The organism is Burkholderia sp. Ac-20344 (genome assembly GCF_017104975.1).
In the GTDB taxonomy this organism is placed as follows: domain Bacteria; phylum Pseudomonadota; class Gammaproteobacteria; order Burkholderiales; family Burkholderiaceae; genus Burkholderia.
This window is the reverse complement of the sequence record NZ_JAAGPP010000088.1, coordinates 1-15,797: the sequence shown is the minus strand read 5'-3', so window position 1 is coordinate 15,797 and position 15,797 is coordinate 1. Positions and strand designations below refer to the sequence as shown.

General features: G+C 62.5%; 13 protein-coding genes. 5 read left to right on the top strand and 8 right to left on the bottom strand.

What is annotated here, in order from left to right:
• Window positions 1-46: 46 nt before the first annotated feature.
• The gene (locus G3N64_RS24550) at window positions 47-868 is read right to left on the bottom strand and encodes a hypothetical protein (protein ID WP_205786227.1); all 822 of its coding nucleotides are present in this window, start codon (window positions 866-868) and stop codon (window positions 47-49) included.
• Between the two features lie 12 nt (window positions 869-880).
• Complete coding sequence (locus tag G3N64_RS24545) at window positions 881-1,090, bottom strand: hypothetical protein (protein WP_205786226.1); 210 nt, start codon at window positions 1,088-1,090, stop codon at window positions 881-883.
• Between the two features lie 543 nt (window positions 1,091-1,633).
• Between G3N64_RS24545 and G3N64_RS24540 the strand changes: the two genes are divergently transcribed.
• The 3 genes from G3N64_RS24540 (at window position 1,634) to G3N64_RS24530 (ending at window position 5,803) form a co-directional block, all read left to right on the top strand.
• Complete coding sequence (locus tag G3N64_RS24540; protein ID WP_205786225.1) at window positions 1,634-2,761, top strand: methyltransferase; 1,128 nt, start codon at window positions 1,634-1,636, stop codon at window positions 2,759-2,761.
• Between the two features lie 12 nt (window positions 2,762-2,773).
• Window positions 2,774-3,424 (top strand): hypothetical protein, encoded by a 651-nt coding sequence (locus G3N64_RS24535; protein WP_205786224.1) that lies wholly within the window; start codon window positions 2,774-2,776, stop codon window positions 3,422-3,424.
• A gap of 681 nt (window positions 3,425-4,105) precedes the next feature.
• On the top strand, window positions 4,106-5,803 hold the full coding sequence (locus tag G3N64_RS24530; RefSeq protein ID WP_205786223.1) for a M4 family metallopeptidase: 1,698 nt from the start codon (window positions 4,106-4,108) through the stop codon (window positions 5,801-5,803).
• Window positions 5,804-6,091: 288 nt separating this feature from the next.
• On the opposite strand, the gene G3N64_RS24525 is transcribed toward G3N64_RS24530, so the two are convergent.
• Window positions 6,092-7,840 carry a cholesterol oxidase substrate-binding domain-containing protein gene (locus tag G3N64_RS24525; RefSeq protein WP_205786222.1) on the bottom strand — a complete coding sequence of 583 codons (1,749 nt, stop codon included), beginning with the start codon at window positions 7,838-7,840 and terminating at the stop codon, window positions 6,092-6,094.
• A 962-nt stretch (window positions 7,841-8,802) separates the two neighbouring features.
• Here G3N64_RS24525 and G3N64_RS24520 point away from each other — a divergent pair.
• The gene (locus G3N64_RS24520; protein WP_205786221.1) at window positions 8,803-9,003 is read left to right on the top strand and encodes a hypothetical protein; all 201 of its coding nucleotides are present in this window, start codon (window positions 8,803-8,805) and stop codon (window positions 9,001-9,003) included.
• A 186-nt stretch (window positions 9,004-9,189) separates the two neighbouring features.
• Window positions 9,190-10,023 carry a helix-turn-helix transcriptional regulator gene (locus G3N64_RS24515; protein WP_205786220.1) on the top strand — a complete coding sequence of 278 codons (834 nt, stop codon included), beginning with the start codon at window positions 9,190-9,192 and terminating at the stop codon, window positions 10,021-10,023.
• 307 nt (window positions 10,024-10,330) lie between these two features.
• On the opposite strand, the gene G3N64_RS24510 is transcribed toward G3N64_RS24515, so the two are convergent.
• The 5 genes from G3N64_RS24510 to G3N64_RS24490 all read right to left on the bottom strand — a co-directional run.
• Complete coding sequence (locus G3N64_RS24510; protein WP_205786219.1) at window positions 10,331-11,221, bottom strand: LuxR C-terminal-related transcriptional regulator; 891 nt, start codon at window positions 11,219-11,221, stop codon at window positions 10,331-10,333.
• Window positions 11,222-11,759: 538 nt separating this feature from the next.
• Window positions 11,760-13,463: a cyclic peptide export ABC transporter gene (locus G3N64_RS24505; protein WP_205786218.1), complete on the bottom strand. Its 1,704-nt coding sequence runs from the start codon at window positions 13,461-13,463 to the stop codon at window positions 11,760-11,762.
• A 16-nt stretch (window positions 13,464-13,479) separates the two neighbouring features.
• The gene (locus G3N64_RS24500; protein ID WP_241021184.1) at window positions 13,480-13,959 is read right to left on the bottom strand and encodes a hypothetical protein; all 480 of its coding nucleotides are present in this window, start codon (window positions 13,957-13,959) and stop codon (window positions 13,480-13,482) included.
• Window positions 13,960-14,012: 53 nt separating this feature from the next.
• The gene (locus G3N64_RS24495; RefSeq protein WP_205786216.1) at window positions 14,013-14,669 is read right to left on the bottom strand and encodes a glycosyltransferase family 25 protein; all 657 of its coding nucleotides are present in this window, start codon (window positions 14,667-14,669) and stop codon (window positions 14,013-14,015) included.
• On the bottom strand, window positions 14,666-15,797 hold a 1,132-nt coding region (locus G3N64_RS24490; RefSeq protein ID WP_241021183.1), incomplete at its 5' end, for a non-ribosomal peptide synthetase. The genes G3N64_RS24490 and G3N64_RS24495, both read right to left, overlap by 4 nt.

Sequence of the window (15,797 nt, the reverse complement as noted above, 5' to 3'; positions counted from 1 at the left end):
TTATTCTGGCCGGAATCGCGTACCGATCCGGAACGCTCTGCGCGAGTCAGTCGAACACTTTCTTGTCCAGTTCCTGCAACGTGATGTCGTTGAAGTCGCGGAATCGCTTCCGGAACAGGGTGTGGATCTTGTCAGCCGCGACGTGCGCCGCATGTCGTTCGATCAACATGCCGGTATAGGCCACGTGACTCAACTCGTCGCGCAGGAGCGTATCGAGCAGCTTCACGACCTGCACAAGCGTGTCGGGCGGACAGTGGACGGTCAGTGCGTCGCGCTGCAACAGGTGATGGATCGTCGTTCTGATCTCGGCGATATTCATCTGGATGAAATCGTCGACGCTGGGCGGCCTTCCGTACGGCGACCCTTCGACCACGAACAGCGATTGCGCCATCGAGTAACCCGGCGAGAGCTGTCGCAGTTCCGTGCGAAACGCCGCGCTGACCGCGCCGGGAAAGGTCAGGTCCAGCAGCTTCAGATAGAACAGCGCATGACCCGACTCGTCGACCGCATGGCGTTTGAGGAGCTGCTGCTCTTCCCCTTCTTCGGCGGAAGCCGCCATCGACCACAGGCGAGTCGCGCCGTCGCCTTCGCGCTCGGCATTCGTGATCAGCGATGTCGCGAGCCATTGCTTGTTTTGCGACGCGCCGCGGTATGCCGCCGCATACGCACGCGTGCCGTACGGGGGCTCATCCTCCAGCGCGGCCAGGAGAGCCGACAAATAAGTCGGGCACCGATCATCGAGACCCGACTGCGACAAAGCGACCCTCGCGGCGATGAATATCCGTTCGCTGGTCTCATCGGCGTCCAGCAATGCGTCGATCGGCAGCCCGTCTTCTGACGGAACAGTTGCGGAGCCAGCGAGCATCATCGCAGGTTCACCTTAGAGAGATTGGGAACAGGGATCGAAGGGCGCGTTGAGTGCGACGAACGCGCGATCGGCGTTGGGGAATTTCGCTGCGATTGCGTCGAGCGTTTCCTGATCGAGCACCAGCTTGCCGTTCTTGATGTGACCGGAAAGCACGATGCCAAGCCGGTTTTCCTCGATTTTCTTGGCTGCATCGAGTACATCGTCCTTGTGGTATTGCGACATGTTTTTCCCCTTTTTTCGAGTGGTTGACGTAACGCGCCTGGAATGAATCGGCCCCGGCGCGCTTTACAAAGCTAATTCATGGCAAGTCGTTGTCAAGGAAATTTGGGTGGTGGATTGGATGCCGAATCGACGGCTGGAAAATCGGCATTTCCTTATGGAATAAATGAATGAATTGTTCAGCATTTCAGTTTGTCGAAGGGCGGGTGTCGACCGGATGGCGGTTTGCCGTAAGTCGATCGACGGCGGCACGAAAGATGGATGGTCGACGGTAGCTGCGCGGGCGTGAAACGGGAGCGCAGTGGATTAAGCAAGTGATACAGATCCGGAGATTGTCCGGATCGATCGACGTGCGTTAGCAGTGAAGACTGTGACAACGGATGCGGAATGAAGGGGATCGATTTGGCTCGACCTTTTTAATTGCCGGTTTTCAAGTGACGGATCGTGCCGGCATCACTATCATGGAAATCGATCGGAAGTCTCCGGCATGTTCGAATGGTCATCCCGGCGAGTGCAGTGCGCGAAACGCAAACACAGGCAGGCGCGATGGAACAGGATCTTCAGGGCGTCGAATCGGAAGACCGTGAGGGGCGCGAGGATGTCTTCGATCCGGGGTTGCTGGCGGATTGGCTGGCCAGTTCCGGATATGGAGAGTTTGTCGCCAACTTCGACCCGCTCGTACCAAGACCGAATGCGTGGCGGGCCTGGCGGGCGTCCATTCCCGATTCACTGAAGCCCGCGGTCGATTTGTTCCTGATGAACGAGACGGTGGAAGCGGATGCGGTGCCTGAATCCCTTCAAGCGTTGATGCCGGCGTTGCTGGACATCGGGCTGGTTGTCGCACTCGCCGGAAACCGGATCGCGACACCGGGGCTCGTGATTTTGCCGGTGTGGGGCAACTGGTTGATTTGCGAACGGCCCGGCCCCAATCCGGCGTTCTATTTCGGCGAAGACTCCGTCGCGTTATTGGCGCGCATGCTGCCGCGTAGCGGTGGGGACTGCCTGGATCTATGCACGGGCCCGGGCTTGCACGCGCTGCACTGCGCGCGATTCGCGAGACGCGTGGCGGCCGTCGAGATCGATGCAACGGCGGCCCGGCTCGCGTGGATCAATGCGCGGCTGAACCGCGTTGCCGATCGCGTCGAGGTTTTTCACGGCGATCTTTATCAGCCCGTCCAGGGGCGGCGGTTCCACACGATCGTTGCGAATCCTCCTCTGTTGCCGTATCCGGATGCGCTGCCGCCGCCGCAGGTCGGATACGCCGGCCCGGACGGGTTTCGCATTCTCGGTCGCATCCTCGCAGGATTGCCGCACGCGTTACATGACGGTGGCGTCGCCCAGTTCATCGGGATGACGCTCAGCGACGGGCGCATGCCCGTGATTGCCGACCGATTGAGCAGCATTGCGAAGGGATCGGCCATGTCGATTCGATTCAGTGCGTTGTCCCACAAGCGGCTCATGCCGGGCGACGCGTACTTCGATCTTGTGGCCGGCAGCATGATGCGCGTGTCCGGAATGGGCGATGCCTTCGTCAAGGAAGCGCTCCGGACCATGCTGGCAAGTCAGAAGTGCAGCCATCTCTGCACGTTTTTTCTGCACGTGGTGCCGAGCAATGGGCAATTCGACCTCGTCGACGTATCGCAGCCCGATCGGCCGGGATTCTGGTACATCTGAGCAAAGGCCGGCATGACGACACTGATCAAGATCGGAGGCAGCCTCATTCCCGGGCACATCGAGGCGCTGTGTGCGTCGCTTCGCGACGTCGCCGCCGAATACCCGATCCTCCTGATCGCCGGTGGAGGAGAACTCGTCGATGTCATACGGTCGTACCGGAAGAGACTGACGCTGAGCGATGAAACGGCCTATTCCATGGCGGTGCTTGCGATGGATCAGCATGCGTATCTGCTGGCGGAGATGGGCGGATTCGAGGTTTCCCGCTCGATGCGGGAATTGATGAAACGACGGGCCATTCCCCAGGTTTTTGCGCCGTCCGGCTTGCTTCTGAATGTGCCGATCAACGACGTCGTCGACATCGACCGGATGACGTCGGATACGATCGCCGCGTTCGTCGCCGGGTGGCTGGGGACCGACCTGATCATCGCAACCGATACCGACGGCATATATAACGCGGATCCCGATGTCGTCCCGGATGCGACGCTGCTCGAACGCGTCCGCGCATGCGAACTGACGCAGGCGACATCCGTCGACGCCGAAGCGGTCAGGATGATTCGCCGCTGGAACGTCAGGACACGCGTGGTGAACGGCACCGTACCCGATCGCCTGGTGCGATGCTTGCGCGGCGAACCGACGCGCGGGACGGAGATCGTGCTCGACTGACGTCGGCAACACACGCGTGCGCCGGACACCGGGCGACGGAGAGCCGCTGCGCACGGTTCCTCGCGTATCCGGACCCGGTATACGCCGGCAAGCCGCATCGAAATCGATACCCTCTGTTTGCGCGGACATTCCGCAGCGAGAGGAAGCGAGACGCACACATGCTGTTCGCCACGCCGAGCCGCTCGAACGAAAGATTCGTAGACGGCATTTTCTCGTGCGCGGTTTGTCAGGCGTTCACTACGCGTTCAAAGACATCGTCATCAAAAACGAGAATCGTGTCGACATTAACAAATTGCATTTGCCAATCCGGGGTGGCAACAATCAAAATCAATATTTAATAAAGCAAATAGTATCTGCCGCCTTACCCGGGCTTCACCTCGTCCGTCCTGCCCGACCCGCGCCGCGCACCGCCTTGCCCGCGCCACATCAGGCTCGCCACGCTCATTCCGTCGACGCAACGTTGCCGATACAGCCATCGCGGCCGACGAGATCATTTCATATTTCTCACCAAATCATGAATCGATTCACATCGGCGACAGTAAAAATTAACCTGTCAGAAAATATCTTGTAATTATAAAAATGACCTTCTAGCATCCCTCTGCGGTTCGTGACATGTTTTACATCAAAGTCTGTACTTGATGCATTCCTCTAACATCACCCATCCATAACCTGGGGGATTACATGAAGAAACTGTCTCGTCTGCTGTCCATCACCGCGATTACCGTCGCGAGTCTCAGTGCTTTTGCGCAGGCCGGCGACCCGTCGGCCACGGTCGACAAGGCCCTGCAACTGATTCAGCAGAACCCGTCCGCCTTCAGTCTCGCAGCCGGCGGCGCAGCACGCACGTTGAAGTTCGCGGGGCCGCTGGCGAGCGCGCCGACGGACGGCGATCAGTTCCAAGTGCGCGACGTGATCGTCGATCCCGACGGCACCGAGCACGTGCGTTTCGATCGCTTCTACGCGGGCCTGCCCGTGATCGGCGGTGACGTTGTCGTCCATTCGAGCAAGGGGCAGTTGAAGCAGGCGAGCGTGACGCAGCTCGCGCCGATCAATCTGGCCGGTACGATCGGCAAGGTCGGAGACCGCTCCGTGGTACGCAACGCACCCGACATCGGCGCCGCCAGGGTCAAGCGCATCGCAGCCGCGCGTTTCGACTCGGACGTGCGCCGCGTCGACGACGCGGAACTCGTCGTGTTCGCACGCGACGTCACCCCGACGCTGGCCTACGCGGTGCGCGTGTACGGCAAGGCGACCGATACGCACGGCGATGCCGTGCTGTACTACGTCGACGCGCGCACCGGCACCGTGCTCGACGCACAGGACCTGATCAAGACCGCCGCCGCGACCGGCACCGGCCGCTCGTTGTACTACGGCAACCTGACGCTCACCACGGACCAGACCGGCACGAACGCGTACCGGATGCTCGATCCGGGCCGCGGCTCCGGCTCGGTCTACGACGGCCGCGGCCTGACCTCGGACGACGTCGAGCAGGCGACCGACCTGCCGATCTTCACGAGCAGCACGAACGTGTGGGGCAACAATACGACCACCGACCGGCAGACCGTTGCCGCGGACATCGATTATGGTCTCGCGTTAACTTGGGACTACTACAAGACTACGCACAACCGCAATGGCATCTTCAACGACGGCCGCGGCGTGAAGAGCTACGCTCACGTTGTGTTCAATACCGGCAGCGGCACGACCGGCGCGAATGCGGCATGGCTATCGTCGCACGTGATGGTGTACGGCGACGGCCAACCGGGCACCCGTCTGCCGAAACCGGTCGTTTCGGTCGACGTCGCCGGGCACGAGATGAGTCACGGCGTGACCGAGGCCACGGCCAACCTGAACTATTCGGGCGATGCGGGCGGCCTGAACGAGTCCACGTCCGACATTTTCGGCACGCTCGTGAAGTACTACGCCAACAACCCGAACGATCCCGGCAACTACGTGATCGGTGCGCGCGTGGTGAGCGGCGGCCTGCGCAAGATGTACAAGCAGGATCTCGACGGCCGGTCGTTCAGCTGTTACCCGTCCGGTGGATTCTCGTGGTCGAATCCGCGCCATGACCCGCATTACACGTCGGGCGTCGGCAACCGCCTGTTCTACCTGCTGGCCGAAGGCCCGACGGTGCCGTCGACCGATACCGGCCTGACGAAGTCGCAACTGGTCTGCAACGGCGACACGACCTTCAGCGGCCTGGGCCGCGAGAAGGCCGGCAAGATCTGGTACCGGACGCTGACCGTGTATCTGAACGCCAACTCCAGCTACCCGAACGCACGACGTGCATCGATCCAGGCGGCGAACGACCTGTACGGCGCGAATTCGGCCGAAAGCGCGACGGTTGCTCGCGCCTGGAGTGCGGTCGGGGTGAATTGATGGTGCGTGCCCGAGTGCGTTGAACGCCCGAGGATCGCGTGGCGGTATTGCGTATCGGAGAAAGGGGCGCCGATCGAGGCCACGCGACACTCGGGCGAATGACGTACGGATGTTGATCAACCGCCTGCGATGGCAGGCGGTTGATCGTTGGAATCCGGCTTTCATCACGTTCGCGACGTATCCCGTTCGTCGGTGCCGCGTGCCGACACGGTCGCGCCGGCAGCCATTTGCGTGATTCAACGTGATCCGTTCCGTTGCAGCCATGGCAGCCGGCTTCCGCAGGGACCGCTACGGCATCAACCGATCGAGCAGCGGCGACCGGAAGATCCGGTGCGGGTCGTAGCGTTCGAGGGTCGCGCGCGCCGCATCCCAGCTGCTCGACGGCGGCTGGCCTTCACGATGCAGGTTCGGGATCGTGGTGGCGAGCATCGTGCCGTCCTGCCAGGCGGCCGTGTCGGTATAGCCCCAGCCCTTCGACCATTCGGGGCGCAGCGTCGCATACGAACCGGTGTAGTTCGCGAGCATCCATTGCTCGATCTCGCGATAGAAGCGATCGGCGCCCGGCGTGGTCGGTAACGTCAGGATATCGAACCAGACGGCGATGTCCCATTCGGGATGATCCGGGCGCGGCTTGAGCGCGGACAGCGCGGGAACGACCGCGCCGGCACCGGCATCGGTCGGCTTGTCGAGACCTGTGACACGGATCTCGACGGGACCGTTGATCGGGTACTCGCCGCGTGCCTTGTACGCGTCGATGCGATTCTGATAGAACTGCACGAATTCGCTGATCACGCGCTGCACGTCGGCACGCCGCGCCAGGATCGCGTAGCCGTTTGCGGTGACGCGCAGCGTCGTCGGCCGAATGTACTGCAGCACGGAGCGCGACCAGCCCCAGATATCCCCGCTGAGCGTGAGCGCGAGGCCGGCGGTCGTGATGGCCAGCTGCGTCTGGCCGAACAACGGCGTCAATGCGCCTTCGCCGCCGATCACGATCCGCTTGACGAGATCCGAGATGGACTGCGAGATCGAATCGGAGAACGGATAGTTGTATGGCTGCGTGACGGCGCGCGACAGGAACGGCTTGCTGGGCGTCGGCGTCCAGACCTTGAGCCACGGACTGGCCGTGAACGGGAACCAGATCGCTTCCATCCGGCCCGAGCGGTCGAGAAACGACGCGATCGTGCGGCCCGGCGTGCCGGCCGGCGCAAAGAGTTCGGAAGCCGGAATGTCGACGAAGCTCTGGCAGCGCAGTCGCTGGTTCGGGCCGGCGGTCAGCGTCACTTCGACGACGAACGTCATGCCGATGTGTGCGAGGAACGCGCCGATGTCGGGATCGCTGCGCTCGAACCGGCGCAGCACGTATTGCTGGCGGGCCGGATCGAACACGACCGCGGTCAGCGCGACCACGAGATTGCTCAGCGAGCCGTAGGTGTGGCCCGGTTGCAGGGTTTCACCGGCCGCCGGCACGGCGGTGCCGTGCGCATCGATCGCGAGCGCACCGCCGAGCGTGATGCCGCCCGGGGCAGGCGCGGCGATCACACCGAGGTCATATTGCTCGAGCGTCGCGAGCAGCGCCTCCAGCGAGATGCCTGTTTGGGCGGTGACGCGCGCCGGACGCGCCGACGTGTCGACAGAGACGGCCGTCAGCGACTTCGTCGTATCGAGCAGCACGAGCTTCGCGGCGCCGACGCTTGGGTCCAGCGTCAGCGGCGACCAGTTGTGCATGTAGCCGCGCGGGCGTATCCGGTAGCCGTTCGCGCGCGCCCAGTTGACCGTCGCGACGACGTCGTCGGCGGAGCGCGGCGCGGCGGTCCATACGTCCTGCACGGCGATCTCGCCGCTCCAGTTCTGGAACGCCTGCTTGTAAAGCGGGATGTCGGCCGGGAAGCCGGGCGGTGTCGCGCCGGCCGTCTGCGCGTGCGCCGCAATCTGGTACAGCGGTGTCCAGCCGGTGACGATGCCGGCCGCCGCGAGCTTCGCCATGTCGGCCAGGAAGGCGCGACGCGGCGCAGGTTCGTCTCGGAAGTCGTGACTCATGGTGTGCTCCAATTTTTGGAATGGTTGTGCGGATTGAAAAGACGACAAGTGGCGCGGTGAGACTCGTGTGGCAATTCGAGCAGGCATGCCGCGCGGGAAGTGTCGTGCGTCGGCGAGCCGGGATTGAAAAGGGCGGTGCGTTCGGCAATGCGCAGCCGCGCGTCATCACGGACGTTTAAAAGGAAATCGAAAAATCGCCGGGCGACTTCTTCAATTGGCCTTCGACATGTCCTGTCGGCGAGCGGATAGGGAGATTCGAATGAATCGTGCGAGGCGTAGTGCTGGCCGCGACGATCGATAAAAGATTATTTAATATGAATATTAAATTTCATGTTTCGCTTTTTTAAATAAACCAACCCGAAGTTCAAGATTGCTCGACGATTCATCGTTTATTCCGCCGGGGAGCGTAGCAATTTATCTTTCAGATGACAAGTGGTGGAGTTGACAGATTCATTGCGCTTCATTATGGAAATTTTATGACGGACGATGACTTCGCCATTTGTGGATATTTTGCAACGCCGGTATTGGCGGCGCCGAAAATGTCATTCGCAGCGATTTTTATCGGTTGAAGGCGTAATCGGCGGCGCGCAGCCGCAGCCGGGCGACGGCAATTATGCTTTGTGGTTGCGTAGATTGAAGTGATCGTTGAGTGAATCGAAATAATTTTGGGAAGAAAATGCATGAGACCAGGTCGGCGAGTGAGAAGGATGTGATTAAATTTTCGAATCTCTCTTTCGAATGGGGCTTTCGGATGAAAATCCGTGGTATGCGCCGCCTGGGAGATTATTACAAAATTTCGTGGTAAACAGACGCTGGTTTATCAGGCGCATTCATGATCTGGCTCATGGACAGCATGCGGATCGATCGATTTCCGGATTGCGGGCGGTGTTGATTTAAAAAATAGATTCAAGGCCAACTGCAAATGCTTTGAATCGTCGCTATCATACGCGGCTGGGATATGCGTGGATCAAATTCAATGGAAAGAATCGTTTCGTTTTGTGATCGATATTTTCGTTGAATTCGCCGGGAACGTGCCTGTTCCGGGCCGGCATCGAGTTTTCCAATTCAGGTATTCGGTACGTCCGGTGGCAGCGCGTTTTCATCCAGCAACGCTCATTGATCGAAATGCACGTTTCAACTGCCTGGCGCTTCGCCGGCAATGATCGTCCATTACGGAGGAAACATCGTGCCTGTTTCACGCTTGTCATCGGGCTGTTCGGTCGTCGGTGACGGGGCTGCGCACGCCGTGCCCGAAGATCGTTTGCGCGCGCGTTGCGTCCTCCGGATCGCGGGCTCGCCCGCGCGGGTGTTGCGCCACGTCCTCAAGCACGCACAACAAGGAGAGTCAGATGGTTGCGATGTTCGCGAAGCTCGGGAAGGTGATTTCGAGCGCCGGCAGTGAGCGGTTCGCATCCGACATGCATGCATTGCTGGTCGAATCGATTCCGCTCGCGATTACCCGGATGACTGAATGGACGCTCGACGAGCCGGCGGGTGAAGTCGTCCGCGTACAGTCGCTCGGCGCGTTCGGCTCGCCGGGCGACGACGGGCGCGGCGGCGGGCCTAACGCGCACGGCGAGCGGGAACCGGCAGCGCATCCGCCGTTGAACCGGATCCTGGCCGCCAGCGACCGGCAACTCATTCACATCAATCCGCTGATGCGGTGCGGCAACGGCGGCGAGGTCGCTCCGTTGCGCGGGCCAGGCGGCGGATTTCAGTGCCATCTCGTGTCGGGCAAGGCGAATCGCCGCTACGTGATCTCGCTGCATCGATCGGCATCGCATTGCGATTTCTCGTTGCAGGAGATGTCGTTCCTGAAGAATTTCGCCGATACGCTGCTGCCGCTTGTCGAGTGGCATGCGTCGACGCGCCGGCACGGCGAGCGCGAATGCGCGACGTCGCGCGGTGCGACGGCGGGCCTGCCCGGCGTCGAGGCGCTGCGCCACGAGTTCGAATCGCGGCTCGCGCGCGCGGCGGTCGTGCTGTCGGCGCGCGAAAGCGAAGTGTGCCTCGGCCTGCTCGCGGGCAAGATGCTGCGTGAAATGGCAGGCGAGCTCGGTGTGAAGGAGAGCACGGTCGAGACATACATCAAGCGCGCCGCGGTGAAGCTCGGCATCAGCGGCCGGCACGGGCTCACGAAATGGATGATCGACGATTACGTGCCGTGCGCGTCGGCGGCGTGACGCCGCGCGCCGCGCGTCGATACCCGACGCGCGACGAACGCCGCCGGCCGACGGAGCGGGATTGCTGCCGCGCGTGTCCGCGCCGGCGCTCGTCGTCACAGTCGATGACGGCGATGCCACGGGTGCGGCAGCCCGGTCTGCGTCGCCGGCCGGATTGCCGGCGTGCGACTCGACGTGGCGGCCGGCGGAAGCCATCCCATGTCGTTTCGTGCGTCGCCTGCGACGGCGTCGCGCACGCTGCAGTGACTGACACGCCATATACGATGCGCGCCACGCGGCCGGGCGCGCGTGTTCGGACCGCGAGCCTTCAGGTGCCGATGCGCGGCGATGCACGGTCGTGCCGTACGCTTGTCGCGCTGTCCCGATCTGCTTCCGTCGCGGTTCCGGCCGTCTCGTCGAGCATCCAGCGCGTCAGGCCATGGCGCCCGCCGAAGCCCAGCTTGACGGCTGCCCGCTTCAGGTAGGTCTCGACGGTGCTTTCGCGCAGCGCGAAACGCGTGGCGATGGCGGGCACCGTGTCGCCGGCCAGCAGCGCCGTGCATGCCTCCATCTCGCGCGTCGACAGCTTGACGCCAGCTTGCCGCAAACGGTCGGCGAACCGCCGCGCCACGCGCTCCCGGCCCGATTGCGTCGCCGGCGGCGCGGCGGCGGTCGCACGGGCGGCCGGCGGAGCCGAATCGAGCGCCGCGACATGGCTCTCGACGATCGGAAACAGCACGTGCGAGAGCTCCTTGAGGAAGGTCTGCTCCTGCGGCGAGAAATCGTCGAACGTATCCGTGCGATACAACGAGATCACGTAATAGTGGCCCCGCTTGCGGGTCACGAGGTGGACGTGCACGCAAGGCGGCGGCACGATTTCCGCCTGCATGAGGACGAAGCGGTCGAGTAGCGCGTGGGCCGGGCCATGGCCGGCGAGCGTGTCGTCGACGTGCAGGCGGCTCGCGCCCGGGCGCGGCGGCATCTGCGGCCCGCAACGGGCGGCGGCCGGGCCGGCCTTCGCGAGCGTCGCGCCGACCGCGCCGAGGCTGCGCACCCGGGGATCACCGTCGGACGCGGCGTCGGCCGCGAGTTCCGAAATGCGGATCTCGTCGACGGGCACCGCCGCCGAGATCAGGTTGTACATCATGCGGGGAAAGCGTCGGCTCCCGCTGCTCGAGATCGCTTCGCCGACGTGTGCGAACAATCTGCTGAACTCCATGAAGGGATTCCTGGTGAGACGTTGAAGCTGCGCTTGCGCGCATGGATGCGGACATGATTTAAACACCCGGCTGCGAACGCGTCTGTAACGGATTGCCGGGACAGCCGATGAATCGCGGTCGCCGAATCCGGTGCGGCGCACGGCGGCTGTCCCGGTTTTCCGCGACACACGGCGGGCGGCTACGTCGAACGGGCGTCGCGCCCCCACGATTTCGCATGCGTGATCGACACGTCCGGTTGGACCGCTAAATCGAATGGCGGGATGGCCGGGCGTCGCAACGTGCTGCATTGGCTCGAGCGATCGCACACGTGGTTCGATTTCGACGCGTCCGATGTGTGGTCGCTGTGCCGTTCGATCGGCTTCGACTGCTCGGTGCGGGAAGGGCGGGGCGCGTGGGTGACCGGTGCGCGGGGCGCGGTCGTCCGGTCTGCCGTGTCGCGGATCGACGGGCGCCGGCCATCCGGTCGTGAAACGGCGGCACGGACCGGGTGTTCACGGCGCTGCAACGTGTGCACCTGGTCCGCATCCGGATCGCTGCTCATCCTGCCACGTCGGCCCGGACGGGGCACATGGCCGTATCGGAGAAGATGCGGCCGCTATCCAGGCGAATGACTCGATCCGCCAGCTTGAAGTACTGATCGTCGTGGGTAATGATGATGACGCATTTCCCGCGGGACTTCAGATCGGGAACCAGCACTTCGTAGAAAAATCTCTTGAAAACCGGATCCTGATCGGCGGCCCATTCGTCCAGGATATAGATCGGACGATCCTCGATGTACGCGCAAAGCAACGCCAACCGCTTGCGTTGCCCTGTCGATAGCGCCTTGGTGGTCGAGTAGGTCTTGCCGGAAATGTCGATTTTGCCCCCCAATTTCAGGGTCTCGAGGTATTGGCGGGCAAGTTCGATGCTTTCATTGCCGCGATCCGGTCCGATGATGCGATTGAACAAATGGAAATCGGTAAACACCGCGGAGAACAGGTTCCGGTACCGTTCCCTGGCATCGTCGTCGATGATTTCTCCATCGAGGCAAATATGTCCGTCGGTCGGCGCATAGAGGCCGCTGAGTACCTTGCCCAACGTGCTCTTGCCGCTGCCGTTTCCGCCGATGACGTAGACGAGTTCTCCGGCATGAATCGTCATGTTGATGGGGCCGAGCACGAAGTCGGCCGACGACTCGTTGTCACGGTAGTTCATCTTCACGTCTTTCAACTCGATGACCTTCCATGACTTCGCCGACGGGGACGCCACGGTGTCCGGCGCGGATGGTTCGTTGCGCGCGTCCTGCATGTCGTCGATCAGGAAACCGAATTCCGCCAGCCGGGCGAGCGCGGTCTTGCCTTCGGCCACCATCGGCAGGATATTGATCAGCATGGTCAAGGGCCCCATCATGTACAGAACGGCCAGAATGCTCGCCGTGAGTACGGAGGGGTCCACGACGCCGAGCGACGGCACGCCGAAAAGCAGGAATCCGAGCAGGACCGCTACCGTGATCTGGCCGATGCTGTCGCCGCTCATGAACCAGAAGCGTTCTATGTAGTTGAATCCTGCCACGCGCTTCGACGACAGTTCGATCGCGGCCTTGGTAAACCAGCGCCGCCTGGCCCTGTTGAGCTTGAGCTCCTTGATGCCGAACACGAGGCCATGCGTGTATTCATTGAACTGGACAAATTCGTCGCGCACTCTCTCCGTGAAATTGACCGCCTTTCGATAGAAAAACAGATAAAGCACCAGGCCGGCGATCGTCAGGATGATCGTCGAAGCGAAAACAATCCAGGAGAGGTAGGCGAGATAGGCGATGCTGCATATCAGGACGACGGATTGAACGATGATCGTCGGTATGGTGAGCAGGGTCTGGCTCAGCTGCGGAATGTCTTGCGTCAGCATGGTCAGGACATTGGGCGCGCCGCGTCTGTCGATTTCATCCAGCGGGGTCGCCAGGATCCTTTTGCACAGGTTGACGCGCAATCTCGTCATCACTTTCATGCAGGCATAGGAGGGCATCACGGCCGCACTGGTCCTGCAGACCACTGCGATGACGTTCACCGCGACGAATATCAGCAACAGCGTCCGTCGATCATCCTGGTCGTGCAGCGCCCTGCTGATCAATCCGACGCCCACGATCGAGGCGATGCCGCTGACGAGCCCCGTCAGGACCGTGCCGAGCGTCAGCCAGGGATGACTGCGCCACATCAGGGTGACGGCCGAATGCCACGGTGGCGATTTATTTTGAGCGGAATCCATGAGTTGCCAATATGACTCAGTTGATCAGGTGGCTGAGTTCGACATTGCTTGCCGCTGATCTCAACCTCGACGAGGTTTCGTGCTTGCCCAGGAACGTGATGCTTTCCACGATTTCCAGCGGCGAGTCGGAAAACAGGATGCAGCACTTCAGCAGGCGCTGCGCACGGGCCCAGCCGACGCCGGTCGAATCGGCCACGCTGCGCAACGCGGCGTCGACCGAGGCGGCCGTCCAGCTGTCGGCCCGTGTCAGCCGCGATTCGATCAGCTGAAGAAAGTGCACGAGCGAGCGGGGATTGCTTTCGATGCTGTACATGAGGAGGTAATCGATCCGCAATTTCTTCGTGATCAACGGAAAAATCAGGTCGATCACGCCGGCAGTCGATTCGCATTTCCCATAAGCCAGTGAAATCGCCTCGCCGAGCTTGCAGTCCCGGTGAAGCGTATCCAGCGCGGCCTGTACGAACGCCGCTTCGAGGTCAACGGTGGTGATTTGCATGATCTTCAATAGCCTGTCGAGTGAGGGATCGCGGCGAGCACAGGCCGCAGGCGTTACCAGCCGTCCGGAATGGGCATGGAATAGGTCAGCGGTTTTTCCGGCATGACTTCGTCCATGATGTCGGAGTAGCCGGACTCCTGTCCGACCAGATTGGGCTCGAAGCAGTAGCAATTGAACGTCTGCTGCAGGACGAGGTTGTTGCGGTCGTTGATCGCCGGCGGGTGCTCGTTGATCGCGATGAACGCGTCGTAAAGCGAGTCCCTGACGACGTACGCGTGCGCGGTGAGCGTCTCCACGGCCTTGACGACGTTGGGCGCGACGGGAATGGGCGGCGTGAAGTGATACGCGCCCAGGAACAGCATGTGCCAGTCGGCCGGCACTTGCGCGATGAACTCGGGGAAGCGCGCGGCGAAATCGGCGTCGAAGAACGCGTCGTCCTCGAAGATCAGGACTTCGCTCGCGCCGGCGGCCTTGGCCTGTTTCACGGCCGCGAGATGGCTCATCGTGCAGCCGTAGTCCTGCGGGCGCATGTGGCTCAAGGATTCCGGCACGCTCACCCGCTTTGCATCGACGGCGGACAGCCGTTCCACCGTGAGGATGTTCTGTTCTGCGAATTTTCGCTGCATCGCTTCCCAGCGGTCGGGACGCCGGTCCAGATTGATGCAGACCTTGCGGGCGAAAGTGTTGTCGATCGTCGGCGTTGATTTCATGAGGGTGTTTTTTCCAGAAACGAATTGACATGGGCCGCGAGGACGCTGGCGTGCGGTTCGAGCAGCATGGTCAGGTGGTCGCCGGGGACGTCCGTCACCGCGACGGGAAGCGCGGAGAAGCGGGACCATCCCCAGGTCGCGTCCAGGCGGAGCTGCGCGATGTCGGGCGACGGATCGTAGTCGCCAGGATCCCGCTCGGTGCTGCGGAACAACGCGATCGGCACGGGCAGCGCGGCCGCTTGCGGCGCGTAGTGCGACTTGAAGTTGGCCTGATAGACGCGCAGGTAGGCGCGCAGGCGGTCGGCCCCGGCGTCCGCGAACCAGCTGCCGCGGTCGCCGATCCGCTCGAGGATCAGGCCGGCCTGGCCGTCGGGATCGAGAGCGACGAGGTCTGCGCGCGTCACCTGGAGGTCGGCCCCGAGGAAGGTGCCGATTTCGTGCGCGATCGCGACCAGCCAGTCGGTGTCGTCCCAGTCCTGCCAGTAAGTGGCGGCCGCGCTGTCGATGGGGGCGGACGCGTCGAAGATCGCCAGCAGTTTCACGACGGCGCCCTTGGCGACGAGCTGCCGGCTCATTTCGAGCGCCACGTGCGCGCCGAACGAGTGGCCCGCCAGGTAGTACGGACCCGCGCCTACCAGCGGCCAGATGCGTTCGATATGACGGGCCGCGATGTCTTCCACGCGGGTGAGCGGCAGGCACGCGCCGTCGAGGCCGAGCGCTTCCAGCCCGTGAATGGCATGGGCGCCGCTCAGGTGGTTCGCGAGCGGGTGGAAATAGACCACGTTCCCGCCGGCGCCCGGCAGGAGGAAGACCGGCGCGGCGGGACCGCCGTCGCGGATCGGTACGAGCCCGCCGGTGGGCGCGGAAGGCGCTTTCGTGGCCAGCGCCGCCGCCAGTTTCTCGATCGTCGGATTCTCGAAGAGACAGGAAATCGGCAGCCGGCGATCGAACGCCTTCTCGACATTGGCCATCAGCTGGATCGCGATGATCGAGTGTCCGCCGAGGTCGAAATAGTTGTCGCTGACCGTGATGTCGTCTCGCTTGAAGATCCGCTGCCAGATCTCGAGCAACGTGTTTTCGTCCGCCGTCGTGGCCGCACCGGTGGCGGGCCCGACGGCCGGCGCGGCA